The 17,486-nt window shown below is 64.0% G+C and carries 7 protein-coding genes; 4 read left to right on the top strand and 3 right to left on the bottom strand.

The window, feature by feature from the left end:
- Positions 1-42: 42 nt before the first annotated feature.
- On the top strand, positions 43-12,543 hold the full coding sequence (locus AC07NR_RS08695; RefSeq protein ID WP_495078349.1) for a filamentous hemagglutinin family protein: 12,501 nt from the start codon (positions 43-45) through the stop codon (positions 12,541-12,543).
- 49 nt (positions 12,544-12,592) lie between these two features.
- On the opposite strand, the gene AC07NR_RS08690 is transcribed toward AC07NR_RS08695, so the two are convergent.
- The 3 genes from AC07NR_RS08690 to AC07NR_RS08680 form a co-directional block, all read right to left on the bottom strand.
- Positions 12,593-12,829, bottom strand: coding sequence for a type II toxin-antitoxin system RelE/ParE family toxin (locus tag AC07NR_RS08690; protein ID WP_240789134.1), 237 nt, complete (start codon positions 12,827-12,829; stop codon positions 12,593-12,595).
- Positions 12,830-12,866: 37 nt separating this feature from the next.
- Positions 12,867-13,061: a type II toxin-antitoxin system RelB family antitoxin gene (relB, locus tag AC07NR_RS08685; protein ID WP_085710147.1), complete on the bottom strand. Its 195-nt coding sequence runs from the start codon at positions 13,059-13,061 to the stop codon at positions 12,867-12,869.
- Positions 13,062-13,316: 255 nt separating this feature from the next.
- On the bottom strand, positions 13,317-14,264 hold the full coding sequence (locus AC07NR_RS08680) for a SphA family protein (RefSeq protein ID WP_423203621.1): 948 nt from the start codon (positions 14,262-14,264) through the stop codon (positions 13,317-13,319).
- A gap of 211 nt (positions 14,265-14,475) precedes the next feature.
- Here AC07NR_RS08680 and AC07NR_RS08675 point away from each other — a divergent pair, with 211 nt between their 5' ends.
- The 3 genes from AC07NR_RS08675 to AC07NR_RS08665 are packed head-to-tail and all read left to right on the top strand — an operon-like array spanning position 14,476 to position 17,432.
- Positions 14,476-15,510 (top strand): AraC family transcriptional regulator, encoded by a 1,035-nt coding sequence (locus AC07NR_RS08675; RefSeq protein WP_085710145.1) that lies wholly within the window; start codon positions 14,476-14,478, stop codon positions 15,508-15,510.
- Positions 15,511-15,566: 56 nt separating this feature from the next.
- Entirely contained in the window at positions 15,567-16,454 is an 888-nt protein-coding gene (locus tag AC07NR_RS08670) for a Dyp-type peroxidase (RefSeq protein ID WP_495078348.1), read from the top strand.
- 9 nt (positions 16,455-16,463) lie between these two features.
- Complete coding sequence (locus AC07NR_RS08665) at positions 16,464-17,432, top strand: Gfo/Idh/MocA family protein (protein ID WP_495078347.1); 969 nt, start codon at positions 16,464-16,466, stop codon at positions 17,430-17,432.
- Positions 17,433-17,486 lie beyond the last annotated feature (54 nt).

Raw genomic sequence — 17,486 nt, 5'->3', positions numbered from 1 at the left:
CAGGTTGTCGCCGACCTGCGGCAATCAAAAGGACTCGTAGTGATGCTCGCTCGCCCATCCCGTCGCCGTACCCGCGTTCAGTCGTTAAAACGTGATGCCATAGACCCGGCGCTGTGGCTGCTCAAGCCATTGGCCCAGGCCGTGGCGTTGTGTCTGGTGGCGGGCGGTGCGCAGGCGCAGACGGCGTTCAGTTCGAACTGGTTCGCCGCCAAGGGCGCTGCACAGCAAGCGGCAGCAGCCCGCCCGAGTAGCGGCGGGTTGCCGGGCATGACCCCACCGCTGGCGCAGCAACAGCGGGCCAACCAGCAGTTGCAGCGTTCGATACAGACCTTGAACAACACGGTCGCGGCGATTGCCGCGCAACAAGCGGCGCAGGCGGCCGGTCGCGCAGCGGCGCTGGGTTCGGTGCAGGTGGTGCCGGACGGTCTGGGCGCCGGCGGCCTGCAAGTCGATAACAGCCTCGCGCAAGGCTGGCAGAACGCCAAAGGCCCGCAGCAGACCCAGGCCGACGGCAAGACCAATGTGCGCATCGAGCAGACCGCCGACAAGGCGATTCTCAACTGGGAAACCTTCAACGTCGGGCGCAACACCACTGTGGAATTCGCCCAGCAGGCCAATTGGGCGGTGCTCAACCGGGTCAATGATCCGGCTGCGCGTCCGAGCCAGATCCAGGGCCAGATCAAGGGCGCCGGCACGGTGATGCTGATCAACCGCAACGGCATCGTGTTCAGCGGCAGCAGCCAGGTCAACGTGCGCAACCTGGTGGCCGCCGCGGCGAACATCACCGACATTCAGTTCCGTGACCGGGGCCTGTATTTCGACAGCAGCGGCAGCCAGCCGACCTTCACCGACGCTGCCGGCAAGGTGCTGGTCGAGCGCGGCGCATCGATCCAGACCGCCGGCCCCGCGACGTCCACCGATGCCGGTGGCTACGCACTGTTGCTCGGCAGCGAAGTGCAGAACGACGGCAGCATCAGCACCGCCAAGGGCCAGACCGTGCTCGGTGCCGGTGACCGCTTCTACATCCGCAAAGGCTCGGGCACCGAGGGCAACGGCTTCTCCACGACCTTCGGCAGCGAAGTGATTCCCGGCTTCAACAGTGGCAGCGGTGCCGGCAAGGTCAGCAACAACGGCTTGATCCAGGCCGCCACCGGCGACATCACCCTGACCGGCCACGAAGTCGTGCAGAACGGTGTGCTGCTGGCCAGTACTTCGGTGGCCACGCGCGGCACCATTCACCTGCTCAACCCGGCGACCGATACCAGCGGCAGTGTCACGCTGGGGCAGGGCAGTGCCACGGCGATCATGCTCGACAGCAGTGATCTGACCGCGCTCGACAGCCAACAAAAAGCCGCACTGACCGGCGTCGGCCCCAACAACAAGGTGCGCAGCGATCAGTCGCGCATCGAGATTCAGAGCGGTGGCAGTGTCGAGTTCCAGAACGGTTCGATCACCCTCGCCACCGGCGGCCAGGTGGCCGTGGCGGCAGGGCGACGCAGTCTGGTGCGCGACGGGGCGCTGATCGATGTGTCCGGGGCCATCGGCGTGAAAGTCGCGATGGAATCCAACAACATCAAAATCAACGTTCAGGGCAATGAGCAGCGCGACGCGTCGGTCAACCGCGAAAAAGGTGCGCTCAACAGCAATGACGTGTGGGTCGATGTGCGTGAACTGGTGTATGTACCGGCGGGCACCAACGGCTATGCGACGGATCGCTGGTACACCGCCGGTGGCTTGCTGGAGGTCGGCGGCTATCTCGGCACTCAGGGCCACAGTATCGGCGAGTGGATGGCCCAGGGGGGCGCGGTGAGTTTTGCCGGCAACGATGTGGTCACCGAGAAGGGCTCGCTGATCAATCTGTCTGGCGGCACGCTCGATGTGCAGAGCGGCGAGATCCGCCAGAGCTGGTTGCGTGGTGCCGACGGGCGCTTGTACGAAGTCTCGCGGGCACCGGGGGACATGCTCTACACCGGCCTGTACAAAGGCTATGAGGACAGCAGTGAACGCTGGGGCCAGACCAGTTACTACTACAGCCCGTTGATTGCCCCGCAATCGCGCCGCGAATCCGGCTATACCGTGGGTCGCGATGCCGGGCAACTGGTGATCGGCACGACCAATGCGGTGCTCGACGGGCAGTTGCTCGGCGAGGTGTATCAGGGCGAGCGCCAGACTCAGGCGCCGCGTGCGCCGCTGGATGGCTATGCACAGAGCCAGACTGCGCTGGCGCGTCGCGCACAACTGATCGTCGGCAGCTATGACCCGGCGTATGTGGCGGCGGCCGGCGGTCTGTTGTATGGGCTGAACCCGCTGCTCGATCAGGTGCAGATCGGTGGCGAACCGATGCTCGACGGCGCTGACCGGGATCTGCTGACAGCGGTCTCCGACGCACGCAAGGGCAAGCTGTTCCTCGACGCCGGACAACTCAACGGCTTCAGGCTCGGGACCTTGAAGGTCGCGGCCAAGGATCGCATTACCCTGGACGCCGCGTTGCAGGTCGATGCCGGTGGCGAGATCACCCTGTACGGGCCGGATGTTCAGGTCAATGCTGACCTGAGTGCCCGTGGCGGCAGTATCCGCCTGGGCAACGTGCTCAATCAGTTGCAGACCAGCAGCGTTACCGACACCCGAATCACCCCGGCCGCTGGCCATCCGGAACGGGTCACCGTGGCCCATGGCGTGCAACTCGATACCCGCGGGCTGTGGAGCAATCAACGCACCAACCCCGACGACGCGGCCAGTCTGGCCTGGCTGGATGGCGGGTTGATTTCGATCCGCAGCAGCGGCGACATCGATATCCAGAGCGGCAGCCTGCTCGATGTGTCGTCCGGCGGGGCGATCCTGGCCAACGGCAAGACCCGTGGCGCCAAGGGCGGCAGTGTCACGCTGGAGTCGGCAGCCAACAGTGCCGCCGGCACTTCGCAACTCAATCTTGATGGCGAGTTGCGCGGCTACGGCGTGACGGGTGGCGGTACGTTGTTGGTGCAGGCCAGCAAAGTGATGATCGGCGCGGCTGACGAAGCGCCGGCGAAGTCGACGCTGCAACTGGCGCCGAGCCTGTTCGGTAAAGGCTTTTCGGCCTACAGCGTGATTGGCCTGAACGGCCTCGAAGTGGCCCGCGACACGCAGATCGATGTGACCACACCGGTCTATCGTTTTACTGACGATGCTGCGAACCGGGTCAGTGGCGGCGATCCGCGCACGGCGCTGGAACTATGGACACCGACGCTGTATCAGGAGAACCCGACCAAAGCGCTGTTGACCCAACGTGCCGGCGCCAGCCTGTCGTTGCAGGCCGGTCCCACCCTCGTGGGGCTGATCGATCCGGGCAACGCCACACTGACCCTCGGCACGGGTTCACGCCTGAGCGTCGATCCGGGGCAGCGCATCAATTTGCGCGGGGCGGGGCAGATCACCGTTGACGGTACGCTGCAGGCCTGGGGCGGCACGATCGATATTCGCCAGCAGCAGTTCGGCAACATTGACCCGGCCCAGAGCCAGCAGGAAGCGCCGATACAGGCGCACAACCGCTCAATCTGGATCGGTGAGCACGCGGTGCTCGATGTAGCGGCGCGCGCCGCCACAGCGGTCGATGCCTTGGGAAGGGTGTACGGCCAGGTCGGCAAGGGCGGCAGCATCGTCATTGGCGGTGAAATCGATTCGAAGAAGGCCACCGCGACATCGGCCGACGCGTATGTGATCGTGCGCCAGGGTGCGCGCCTTGACGCCTCGGGCACCCAGGCGGTGCTGGACATTGCCGGGCAGGGGCCAACCACGGTTGCCACCGACGGCGGGCGGATTTCCCTGAGTTCCTACAACGGCCTGTTCATCGACGGCGACCTGCGCGCCACAGCCGGTGGTGCCGGCGCCGGTGGCGGACGGTTGGACATCGCCCTGGAAACGCCGCTGTATCGCATCAATACCGCCAGCAACGAGGTCCGGCGGCCACGGGAAATCATCATCGGCCAGGGCGCCGGCAAGACCACCCTGGCGGCCGATCTTGCACCCGGTGACGCCGCGCCCATGCTGACTTACGGCAGTGCCCGGCTGAGTGCCGATGCCTTGATGGCCGGCGGCTTCGATCATCTGGGCCTGCTGAGCAATGGCCTGATTTCGTTCGATGGCGACGTCAATCTGCATCTGAATCAGAGTCTGAGCCTGTACGCCGGCGCGATTTCCCTGGCCGAGGGTTCGAGCGGCAATGCGCGGATCAATCTGTCTGCGCCTTATCTGCGGTTGCTGGGGCCGGGCGCGTATTACGACTCCAGTGCCTTTATCCGCCCTCGGGTCATGCATGCGCCGACGCCCGACGTCTCGGCGGCGCAGTTCACCGCCAGCGCCGACCTGCTGGATATTGGTAACAGCCTGTCGTTCGGCACCAAGGGCAATATCCTGCAACTCGGTGCGCCGGCCCTTGAAGTCGGTCGCCGCAGCTTTGCCGACGTCACGCTGGCCAGTCAGGGCGACCTGCGGTTCATCGGCTCTTCCACGCAAACCTATGCCGACCTGTGGACGGCGGGTGACTTGAACCTCGGCGCCGCACAGATTTATCCGGTGAGCGGGATCCACGCCCGAGTGCGCGCCGGCTTCCACCAGCAGACCGATCCGAGCGATGGCACCTTGCGCATTTTCGCTCAGGGTGGCGTCCCGGCTGCACTGCCTTACTCGGTGTTCGGCGAGTTGATCCTCGCCGCCAGCCACATCGAACAGGGCGGGGTGGTGCGGGCACCGCTCGGCCTGATTACCCTGGGTGAGAGCAGCAAGTCGGTGCAGACCCGTGAGGTTACGTTGTTGCCCGGCAGTCTCACGTCGGTCAGCGCCGCCGGACTGGTCATGCCTTACGGCGGCACGACCGACGGCATCGATTACCGCTATAACGGCAGCCCGGTGGTGTTGAAGGGCATCGTCGGCACCACGGCCGGGGTGACCGTGCAGTCGCAGTACCTGGATGTCGCGCAAGGCGCGGTGATTGACCTGTCGGGCGGGGGGGATCTGCGCGGCGCCGGTTTCGTCTCCGGGCGTGGCGGTTCCACCGATGCCCGCTATAACCCGCTGGTGCGCAATGCCGCTGACGGCACGTTCAGCCTGCCGGGCCTGGGGAGCAACCCGGTCTACGCAATCCTGCCGGGCAATCAGAGTGTCTATGCCCCGGTGGTCGCCGAGGCTGGCGCAGTCGATCCGCGCATCGGTCAACAGGTCACGATCGGTGCGGGTGTGCCGGGTTTGCCGGCCGGCACCTATACCTTGCTGCCTTCGACATTCGCCTTGCTGCCCGGGGCGTTCCGGGTCGAGGTCAACGGCCAGGCGACGCCGGCGGCCATGGGGGGCGCGCTGCAGATGCGCAATGGTTCATGGACCAGCAGCGGCCGGATGTCGATTGCCAATACCGGCGTGCGTGACAGTCTGCCGAGCACGCTGACGCTGACGTCGGCCGATGTGCTGCGCCGCTACTCGCAATACAACGAAACCAGCTACAGCCAGTTCATCACCAGTGATGCGGCGCGGCGTGGAATACCACGGGCACTGGCACCGATGGATGGCAAAACCCTGAGTCTGAATCTGGAGCATGGTGAAAAGCCTGCCATTGCCCTGGATTTCAACGGCCAGGTGTTGTTTCAGCCCGCCGAGGGCGGCGTTACGGGCACGGCCGTGGTACGCGAACAGTCCATCGGCGTGCTCGAAGTGCTGGGCGCAGGCCATGAGCCGACGCCGGGTTTTCAAGGTGTCTCGCTGTATGCCGACAGCCTCAACCGTCTGAATGCCGGACGTCTGGCCATCGGCTCGGCTCCGAGCGTGGACTACGGCGCTGGCGGCAATATCGTGACCTTCGTCAACGGCGGCTCAAGCACCGACATTTTCTTGCGTGAAGGCGCGATCCTCTCGGCGCCGGAAGTCATGTTGCGCACTCAGAACACCCGCGGCGGCATTACCGTCGAGGCCGGGGCGGGGATCAATACCCTGGGGCGCGGCGATGTCTCGTTCGACTCCACCGACGGCTTTGTCTACCAGCCGGGGAAAGCCAGCCTGCTGCTGGTTTCCAATGGCTGGAACAGCGTGTTGGCGCCGGAGAAAGCCGTCGACTTGACCGGTGCCGGCAGTATCCATATCGGCACCTGCACGCTGGCGCCGTGCAGTAATCCGGCCATCCTGTATTCCAACGGCAGTATCAGCGCTGCCACCGACAACCACTTCGAACTTGATGAGGCGGTGCGTTTCGGCACCCGCCACCTGACCCTGGCGGTCGGCGCGGTCAATATCGGCAATACACAAGCCCTGGTCGATGCGGCGGGACGCGTGCCGGTCGGTCTGACCCTCAGCCAGAACGTGCTCAATCGCTTGCTGCAGGGCGACACCCAGTTCGGGGCACCGGCCCTGGAGTCGCTGAACCTGACCGCTCGCGACTCGTTCAACTTCTTTGGCACCACCACGCTCGATACGCTGGACCCGCAAACCGGCCAGAGCAAACTGCAGAATCTGATCCTGACGACCCCGGCGATCTACGGCCAGGGCGGCAGCCAGGATGTAGCCACCTTGCGCACCGCCAATCTGACCTGGAACGGTGCCACTCAGGCGCCGGGAGCCGTGGTCAGTGGTGGCGCCGGCACCGGACAGGGAACCCTGCAGGTTGAAGCGCAGCGGATCGAATTCGGCTACGGGCCGAATCCGCAGCCCAGCGGCCTGGATCAGAACGATCGTCTGGCGCTGGGGTTTGCCAACGTCAATCTCAGCGCCAGCGAGCGCATCACCGCCAATCACAAGGGCAGTCTTGCGGTGTATCAGGAGCAGGGCGCATACGACCCGGTCAAGGGCTATGCCTACAGCGGCGGCAACCTCACGTTGCGTACGCCGTTGCTGACCGGTGAAGCGGCTTCGATCAACGCGCTCAAGGCGGGCAATAACCTGACCCTGACCGGCAGCGCCACCGGCGCGGCAGCCGATGCGCTGGGCGCGGAATTGACCCTCGATGCACGCAATATTGTCCTCGACAGCCGGATTGCGCTGGCCAGCGGCAAACTGGTGGTCAAGGCCGAGAATGACCTGACCCTGACCGGCAATGCACAGCTGGATCTGGCCGGGCGTACCTTGCCATTCAACGACGTCAACAAATACAGCTGGGGCGGTGACGTATCGCTCTTCAGCAACAGCGGCAATATCCGTCAGGCAGCCGGTTCGCGCATCGACCTGTCGGCGCAGAACAATCAGGCCGGCAACCTCAGCGCGGTGGCGCTGGGGGCGGGCGCCGGGGTGGTCGATCTGCAAGGCCAGATCCTCGGCGCCAGCAGCGGTCATTACGATGCCGGTGGCACCTGGGTGCCGTACAAGGCCGGGGGCGTGGAGATTCGTGCGCAGCAACTGGGCGGCGATCTGAATCAGCAATTTGCCGCGCTCAACCAGCGCTTGAACGACGGCCAGGTGTTCGGCAGTCGCAGCTTCCAGTTCAAACAGGGCGATCTGCTTATCGGCGATGGCCTGCGTGCCGGCGAGGTCAATGTCTCCCTGGACAATGGCCACCTGAGCGTGGCCGGCACTATCGATGCCAGTGGCGAGCGGGTCGGCAGCATTCGTCTGTCCGGCAAAAACGGTTTGACCCTGGGCGGCAGTTCGGTCCTCGACGCTCATGGTCGAGTGCTGCGGGTCGACAGCTACGGCAAGATCATCGATGCGCCGAACCGGGCGATGGTCGAGCTCGATTCCGGTGCGGGCGTGCTGACGCTGGCCTCCGGCGCGCGGATCGATTTGCGCCACGGCACCGATGCCGCGTTGGGCAATCTGCCCGGGCAAAACGATGGTCGTGCACGGGGCACCCTGGAGCTGAACGCGCCGCGTCTGGGCGCCGGTGATATCGCGATTGATGCCAATGGCACGCTGAGCATCCAAGGCGCTCGCTCCATTGGCCTCAACGCCGTGCGCCGCTACACGGATGCCCGCGACGGCGTTGATCCGGCAGCGAGCGGCCGCCCGTATCAGGTGATTGATCAGGCGTTGTTCGATCGGATTCATGGCGACAGCGACGCCTTCATCAACGCGGCGCTGGGCAACAGTGACCTGCTGCAACGCAAACTGGCAGGGTTGAACAACGCGACCTACCGCGATGCCTTCCATCTGCGCCCGGGCGTGGAAATCGTCAGCAAGACCGCCGACGGCGATCTGCTGGTCGAAGGCGAGATCGACCTGTCGCGCTATCGCTACGCGAGCCTCAACCCGCACACGCAAAGAACTGCGCTGTATGGCTCCGGTGAGTCGGCAAGTCTGGTGATGCGGGCCGGTGGCAACCTCGATATCTACGGCAGTATCAACGACGGTTTCGCGCCGCCGCCGGAAACCGTGGATGACGCCGGCTGGAAACTGCTGCCGGGCGTGCAGCCGTTCGGCGGCGATCTGATCGTGCCGGGCAGCGGTGTGACGCTGGCCGAGGGTACGCTGTTCCCGAGCGGCACGACCTTGAACTACGACTTGCCGATTCAGGCGGCCACCTTCGCCAGCGGCACACTGTTGCCGACCCAGGCGGTTCTGGCCGGTGCGTACACCTTGAATGCCGGCAGCGTATTGTCCGCCGCCATCCACGACTCGGCGGGTAATTTGCTGTACGCGGCCGGCACTCTGCTCACACAGGACGTGACCTTGCCGATCGGCAGTCGCCTGGGCGCCGGCACCCGCTTGAACACGGCCACCGCACTGCAAGCCCTGCGCTGGCCCAAAGGCGTGCCGCTGCCGGGCACGCTCGGTGCGGATAACGTGCTTGGCGGGGTCAAATTGAGCGGTGCGCTGGCGCTGCTGCGTGGCTCGCTGATTCCGTCGATGACCGATGTGGTGCTGGCTGACGGTACGGCTTTCATTGAACTGCGCGGTTACACCAACACCACTCAACAGGGTCGTAACTGGGCCGTGGCGAGCATGTTGCCGGCGGGCAGCACGTCGTGGTCGATGCGTCTGGTAGCCGGCTCCGACCTGGATGCCGCCGACAGCCGCGCACTGAAACCGCTGACCAGTGACGGCAACCTGCGTCTGGCCGATACCCACTACGGCTTGAAAGTGACCGAGAAAAAACTCGATACGACCTGGGTCGACGGCAACCCGATGGGTTATCCGGAAGGCACGGTGGTCAGCGATGATGAACTGTATTTGTGTGACGTGTTCCCCGGCGCCTGCCTGTTGCCGGCCAAGTTCCTCTGGGCGCCGGACAACATTGCCGGGATGCCGGCGGGCACACCGGTGGCCGAGGGCGACCTGTGGTGGTGTGATGCGGATCCGTTTTCCTGCGCACCGAACAAGGGCGGCATCAGCACCACGACTCACTCGCAGATGTTCAGCGTGTTGCGCACCGGCACCGGCGATCTCGACCTGTTGGCGGCCGGCAACCTGAGCATGGACTCGCCGTTCGGGGTTTACACCGCCGGCACTCAATCGAGCGACGTCGATCCGCGCTACAACTTGCGCCGTGGCACCTTGACCGACAACGGTTCGGTGCTGGGGAGCCAGGGCGCCGATTATGAAAAATGGGTCAACGGCGGTAGCGACAGCCTGTATCAGGCGTGGTATCCGCAGGGGGGCGGCAACCTGACGATCAATGCCGGCGGCTCGGTGTCCGGCGACGCCGTGGGCCGTCGCAGCCTCAACCCCCTGGCCAAGCTTCGCGAGCAGGTTGCCAGCGTCTCGGTGGGCAACTGGCTCTGGCGCCAGGGCACCGGCAACAGCGATGTGCCGACTGCCTGGTGGATCAACTTTGGCAGCTATGCGACCCAACCCCTACCGGATCAGGGTACCGATAGCGGCCCTTATCTGGTCGGCTTCACGGGTTTTGGTGCGCTGGGTGGCGGCAATGTCAGCCTGCGCGCCGGCGGCGACGGCGGCATGCTCCGGCCGTTGGGCGACACCGGGTTGAACCCGCGCAGCCAAGGCTTGATCGTTGCGGTCGGCAGCACCGGACGGGTCGGCAGCGACGGCAGCCTGCAATTGACCGGTGGCGGCGACATGGATATCCGCATCGGCGGCACGCTCAACCCGTCGCGGCAAGCAAGCACAGGGCAGAACGGCAATGGCTCACCGAACCATGATTTGCAGGGTGCCTTGATCAACCTGCGCGGCGCGGCGCAGTTGTCAGGCGGGGCGCTCGGCGCGATCAACCTGCAATACGGTGCGGCACCGGCGTTGCAGGATGCGCGCGAAACCCGGGCCTTCGACCCGTTCACCTCGACCTTGGGCGTTGCTACCGGTGGTCTGGTATTGATCCCGGGTGACTCGGGCATGCGCCTGAGCACCCGTGGCGATCTGGTGCTCGGTGGCGCGGCGGACCCGGGGCGTGTGCGTCTGCAAAACAGCACGCCGTTCACCGATGCCGCCGGCGTCGTGCATGGCGGAGGCGGGCTGGCGGGCTTCTCGCTGTGGACCGACCACACCGCCATCGATCTGTTTTCAGTCGGGGGCAATCTGACTCCAAGCACCCAGTTGGCCGAGACCAGCACCCAGGGGCCGTTGACGAATCGCAACAGCTCGCCGAGCGATCTGCGCTTTGTCTACCCGTCGATCTTGCGCGCCGTGGCCGGTCAGGGTTCGATCTATGCCGGCGCGTCTGCGGTGTCTGTCTCCAGCGCGTATCCAGCTGCATCGGCTTATTCGCTGGTACTGGCACCTTCAACCGCTGGCCAACTGGAGATGCTGGCCGGCGACTCGATCTACGCCGGCGGCTATGCCATCGATCAGTCCGGCGCCAGCCGGGCGGCCATCGCCACGCCGTTCGCGCCGGCGTTCAGCGGCTATGCGCAATACGGCAGCAGTAAGCCGCTCCTGAGCAATTACAGCGTTGATGGCGTGGCACCGAGTCAGAACCTGAGTTATCCGTTGTTTGCATTTGGTGCCGACACGTATTCGGGCACCAGCGGTGTGCAGGCACCGGCACGTTTTTACGCATTGGCTGGTGATCTGGTCGGTGTGCGCAGCGGTGAAACCTTGCGCTTCAGCGATTCACTGCGCACCTGGTATGTCGCGGCTGCGCCCGTGTGGATGCTGGCCGGTCGCGATATCGTCGCGGCCGGCACCGACCTGGGCAAACCGACTGCTGCGCCGTCGGATCTGGGCTGGAACGGCGAAACCATTGCCTCTTCGGGCAACCTGTTCGTCCACAACGGTGCGCGTGATGTTTCGCGGGTCTCGGCGGGGCGCGACATTCTCTACAGCAGCTTCGACATCACCGGCCCCGGCCTGCTCGACATCAATGCCGGGCGCAATATCCTCATGGAAGATCGCGCGAGCATCACCAGCCTCGGGCCGATTGTGCAGGGCGACAGTCGACCCGGCGCCAGCGTCGTGTTGCAGGCCGGCATCGGTGCACAAGGTGCGGATTACGGACGTTTCATCGCCCGTTACCTGAGCCGGGACAATCTCGCTGACGCGAACCTGTCCCTTGCCGCGCAACCTGGCAAAGTGGTGAAAAACTACCTCGGTGAACTGCAAAGCTGGCTGACCCTCGGCTACGGCTTCAGCGGCAGTGAAGAACAGGCCAGAACCTTCTTCGCTGCGCTGCCAAGTGCCGAACAAGCGATCTTCGCCCGCCAGGTGTACTTCGCCGAACTGCGTGCCGGTGGCCTGGAGTACAACCAGGTTGGCGGCCCACGCAAAGGCAGTTACCTGCGCGGTCGCAACGCCATCGCGGCGCTGTTCCCGACTACCGATGTGGCCGGCAATCCGGTCCGTTATGACGGCGATATCACGATGTACGGCGGAGCGGGGGTGAAAACCCTGTTCGGCGGCGACATCCAGATGCTCACGCCGGGCGGCGGTCAGGTGTTCGGCATCGAGGGCGCGGCGCCGCCGTCCACGGCGGGGATCATCACCCAGGGCTCGGGCAATATTCAGCTCTACTCCGAGGGCAGCATTCTGCTGGGGCAGAGCCGGATCATGACCACTTTTGGCGGCTCGATCCTTGGCTGGTCCGCCAAGGGCGACATCAACGCCGGTCGCGGCTCGAAAACCACCGTGGTCTACACGCCGCCGAAACGCGTGTACGACACCTGGGGCAACGTGACCCTGTCGCCATCGGTGCCGAGCACCGGCGCCGGTATCGCCACGCTCAATCCGATTGCCGAAGTGGCCCCGGGGGATATCGACCTGATCGCGCCGCTGGGCACCATCGATGCGGGCGAGGCGGGGATTCGCGTCTCGGGCAACGTCAACATCGCTGCGCTGACGGTGGTCAACGCCGCCAACATCTCGGTGCAGGGCAAGGCGACCGGTGTGCCGGTGGTCTCGGCGGTCAATACCGGGGCGATCACCTCGGCCAGTTCCGCCGCGTCATCGGCGACCCAGGCAGCAGAAGACGTCGCCCGTCAGCAGCAAGCCGCGTCGCGCCAGAACCAGGCCTCGGTGTTCACCGTGCAGGTGCTGAGCTTCGGCAACGAGCAACTGGCCCCGACCCGCGACGGCGCGAGCCGTGCACCGACGCCGGGCTACAACCCCAACAGCCCGGTGCAGGTGCTGGGCGCCGGGGTGCTGGATGAACAGGCGAAACAGCAGCTGACCGAGGAGGAGCGGGGGCAGCTGACGTTGTAAAAGGACTCTCGTGTAGTACGCTTCGGGCGGCCATTTGGCCGCCCTTTTTTTAGGTTGATGAGGTTCGTGGGTATTGTCGTCGGGTGTGGACTAACGTCAGTATTTTGATGCGCCCGTTCACTCGATAGACCAGCAGATAGTTTGGATTGACCACCATTTCCCGAGTGCCTGGCACTCGACCGGACCGGTAACCATAAGGGATTGATGAAAGCCTTTGCGTTGCTGCACCAACCTTGTGCTGCAGAGCCGTTGAAGCGTTTGAGTTGTATTGTTCAACGTAATCGATAATGTCAGCCAGATCGTCCAGAGCTTGTTCGCTCCATTCAAGCGGCAGCGCGTCGATTCTTGCGTCTCTCTTCTAATAGTTGGTCGAGCCGCATCATGGCTTCTTCATGGGGAATGCCCGGATTAGGATCATCCAGTGCCTCCTGCACCTTGGCACGAAACCAGCGATCGTAGCTCTCTGCCTCTTCTTCGGAGTCGAAGTCAGAGTAGAACGGGGAATGCAATATGCTCATAGTGATCTCCGTGATCAATTTCAGCAGTCTAAGGGGGGAAGGGCCCATTGTCGTCACTGGCAGACGATGCACCCCATGAGCCCTTGAGGAACCATGAGGTAGCGGGACCCAGTATCTGCAAGTCCCCCCTTTCAAATCTGCAGGACGTTTCCCTCCGTTGTCCGGCAATCTCGACCGCCGTTGTAGGCCTATTCCACCCCAGTGTTTTTCAGGTTTTCCGGCTACACATTCAGGCGCGTTTTCCTACAAATGCGCTCAAAACGCATAGGGAATACTCACCTTCGCCCACAACATATCGCCCTCCGGCCGGTTCTCCACGTCGAACTCCCTGGCCCAGCGGATTTCCGCACTGGCGTACTTGAGAAAGGTGAAGTGCAGCGCCGGGCCGATGGCGAACACCTTGCCGCGTACGCCGTCGTCAACGTCCTGGCCGGCGAACTGCACGGTGTGGCCGAACTGTTTGTCGTCGGTGGTCTGCTTGAGGTAATAGCCATTGACGCCGAGCATCAGGTCGTCGGTGATCTTGTAGCTGGCGGAGTAATCGAAGTGGAAGATCTGCCCGGACTTGTAGTCGGTGTCCTTGTTTTTCTCGTTGAAGCTGTAGGTGGTCTTCATCGAGACTTCGGTCTTGTCCGTCGGCAGCCAGGTGAAGGAGAACAGCGGCTTGTAGGTGTAAAAGTTGTTGCTGGTGTTGGCCAGCCGGTCGACGCTGTATTCGCCGGTGGGCACGGTGATTTCCACGGCGGCGCCGAGCGTCAGGTTCTTGCCCATGTCCCACAGGATGATCGGGGCGATGGTGGTATCGCCCATGCCTTCGCGGGTGTCGCTCTGGCCGAACACCGAGACTTCCTGCTTCAGCCACGGCTGGGCGATGTAGCCGGCCAGGCGTCCGCCGAACACCCGCACCGGGCTCAAGTAGTCGATGCGCGGGATGACCGCCGTGGATTCGATCTCGACATTCGGAACCTTGCCGCCGAACGAGCTGATGTTCAGCTTGGTCGCCTTGTAATGGTTGTAGTAGAGGTTGAAGGCGACCATGTTCTCGGGAAGGCTGTCGACCTCCAGCGGCAGCATGAAGAAGCCGTCGGTGCCGGGGCCGATGTTGTCGACGCCGGCTTCGGTGGCCAGCGCCGGCAGGGTGGTGGCGCAGCCGAGCAGGCTCAGCGCCAGTCGCACAGGGAATGTCGCGCGGTTCGGGGTCATGTCCGTCCTCATTATTATTGTGTTTGGGCGCACCGCCGGCGCGCAGGACGCCCGGCCACTATAGAAATAAGCCCTTGGCGCACGCCGGGGCAGGGTATTGGCGGACACGGAAGGGGGCTTCTGCGGACACTTCATCAACCCTGTGCTAACTTCCTTCGACATAACCGGTAACAAAAATAACAATTCAGCGTGATCCGGAATGTCAGCCCCCATGAACGCAAAACTCCAAGACCCCACCTTCGATCTGGCGCTGGTGTCGCCATTTCTGCTGCAGACCCTGGCCGAAGTCGCCGCCAACAAGGGCATCGAGCCGCAAAGCCTGTGCCGTGGCCTGGGCTTTGACGTCGAGGATCTGCAGGACCCGTCGCAGCGGATTTCCTATCGCCAGGCCGTGGCCATGATCCAGCGGGCGCTCAAGGCCTTGCCCAATCAGGGGCTGGGGCTGTGGGTCGGCGCGCAAAATGTGCTTGGCACACTGGGGTTGCTCGGGCATGTGCTGTCGCTGTGCAAGAACCTGCGTGATGCGTTCGAGCTGGGCATTCGCCATCAGCACACGTCCGGCGGGATCGTGGTGATCAGCGTGGATGTGGTGGGCGAGCAAGTGTACGTCGACGTGGAATGCCGTTTGCCGTTCGCTGAGGTGCAGATATTCGCCGTCGAAGAGTTTTACGCCAGCCTGCTGGTCTACGGCCGGGCGCTGGTGGGCGAGACGTTCAAGCCGATTGCCGTGGAGTTTGTGCATGCCGCGCCGGATTACGTTGATGAATACCGGCGGCTGCTGGGGCCGGACGTGCGCTTCGGCTGCCTGCACAACCGCATGCTGATCGACGTGCAATGGCTGGATGTGAACCTGCCCAACCATCATTCGCTGGCGTTGCGTCAGGCAGTCAAGTTGCTGGAGCTGGAAGCGGCGCAAGTCCATCAGAAGCTCGATCTGATCCAGGCTGTGGAGCGCGCCATTGCCCGAGACCTGAGCCGGGGCAGCCATATCGAAAAGATCGCCGGCGACCTGAACATGAGCAGCCGCACCTTGCGCCGGCGGCTGACCGAGCACTCACTGACTTTCGAGGCGCTGCTGGAGCAAGTGCGCCAGGCCCGCACCATGAGCCTGCTGGCCAATCCCGACATGCCGATCGAGCGCATCACCGAGGAAGTTGGCTATAGCGACGTGCGCAGTTTTCGTCGGGCGTTCAAGCGCTGGACCGGCAAAAGCCCGAGCGCGTGGCGCAACGAGTGTGTCATCTGATCCCCCACAAACTCTCCGGCTACAGTTAAACTCCGCGCTCTTTCCAAGGAGTCGACATGAGTTACTACCAGCCGGGCATCCTCGCCACCCCAGTTCCGCCACAAGCACGTCACCTGTTTTTCGCCCTCGAGTCGGTTGAAGCGCTGCCGCAGGCGATCGACAACCTGCTGAACCTGGTGGACGGCAAGTCGGCGGTGGTCGGTTTCGGTGAATCCCTGGCCAAGGCCCTGAATGTGAACATCGACGGCCTGCGCAGCTTCCCTGCGCTGACCGGCGTCGGCGTGGAAAACCCGTCGACCCAGCACGCCCTGTGGGTCTGGCTGCACGGTGTCGACCGTGGCGATCTGCTCAACCGCAGCACCGCGCTTGAGGCCGCACTGGCCCCGGCGCTGCGTCTGGTACAGATGCAGGAAGCCTTCCGCCACAAGGACGGCCATGACCTCACCGGTTATGAAGACGGCACCGAAAACCCGCATGACGAAGCCGCCATCGCCGCCGCACTGCAAAGTGAAGGCGCCGAAGGTCTGGTCGGTGGCAGCTTCGCCGCGATCCAGCAGTGGCAGCACGACCTCAAGGGTTTCCATGCGTTGTCCGCCGAAGACAAGGACAACATCATGGGCCGTCGCCTGAGCGACAACGAAGAGATCGACGACGCCCCGGTGTCCGCCCACGTCAAGCGCACCGCCCAGGAAAGCTTCGCCCCGGAAGCCTTCGTCGTGCGCCGTTCGATGCCGTGGATCGAAGGTGAGCGCGCCGGTCTGATGTTCCTGGCGTTCGGTTTCTCCCTCGATGCCTTCGAAGCGCAACTGCGCCGCATGAGCGGTCTGGAAGACGGCATCACCGACGGTCTGTACCGCATCAGCCGGCCGATCACTGGCGGCTACTACTGGTGCCCGCCGCTGCAAAACGGCCACCTCGACCTGCGCGCACTGCGCATCGGCTAAGGCGTGACGATGAACGTGGTGCGCTGGGGCATGATCGGTTGCGGCAGTGTCGCCGAACGCAAGAGCGGGCCGGCCTTTTACAAGGCGCCCGGCTCGGCGTTGGTGGCGGTGATGGGGCGACGCCTCGAATCCGTGACCGATTATGCGGCGCGCCACGGCATCGCCCGGACTTACACCGACGTCGATGCCCTGATCAACGACCCCGAAGTGGACGCGGTGTACATCGCCACGCCACCCGACAGTCACCACGCCTATAGCCTGAAAGTCGCCGCTGCCGGCAAGCATTGCTGCGTGGAAAAACCCATGGCCCTCAACGCCGGACAAAGCCGCGAGATGCAGCAGGTGTTCGCCGATGCCGGTCTGCACCTGTTCGTCTCCTATTACCGCCGTTCGTTGCCGCGCTTCCAGCAGGTTCGGCAATGGCTGGAGCAGGGGCGGATCGGCGAGATACGACACCTGAGCTGGTCGCTGACCAAGGCGCCGTCGCCCAGGGATCTGGACGGCAGCGCCAACTGGCGCACCGATCCGACGGTGGCCGGTGGCGGCTATTTCGCGGATCTGGCCAGCCATGGTTTCGATCTGTTCCAGTATCTGCTCGGTGACATTGTTGAAGTCGCCGGTTTCACCGCGCGTCAGGCCGGGTTGTACGCGGCGGAAGATGCGGTCAGCGCCAGTTGGCGGTTTGCCTCGGGCGCACTGGGCATGGGCTGCTGGAGCTTTGTCGCGGACCGGCGCGAGGATCGGGTCGAGATCATCGGCAGCCAAGGGCGGATCGGGTTTTCGGTGTTCGACGAGCATCCGGTCGAACTGCATGCCGAAGAGGTCATCAGCCTGGAAATCCCCCATCACGAACATATCCAGTGGCATCACGTGCTGGGCATGAACGCGCAGATTTGCGGCGAATCACAGCATCCGGCGACCGGGGCAGAGGCCCTGAAGACCGATTGGGTCATGGACCGGATCCTCAAGCGCCACTGAAGGCGCATCTAACCTTATGCTCATTCGGTATTTCTCAAGCTTGTCATAACGTCT

The organism is Pseudomonas sp. GW821-FHT09C09 (genome assembly GCF_059418105.1).
This window is presented reverse-complemented; position numbering and strand designations above follow the sequence as displayed.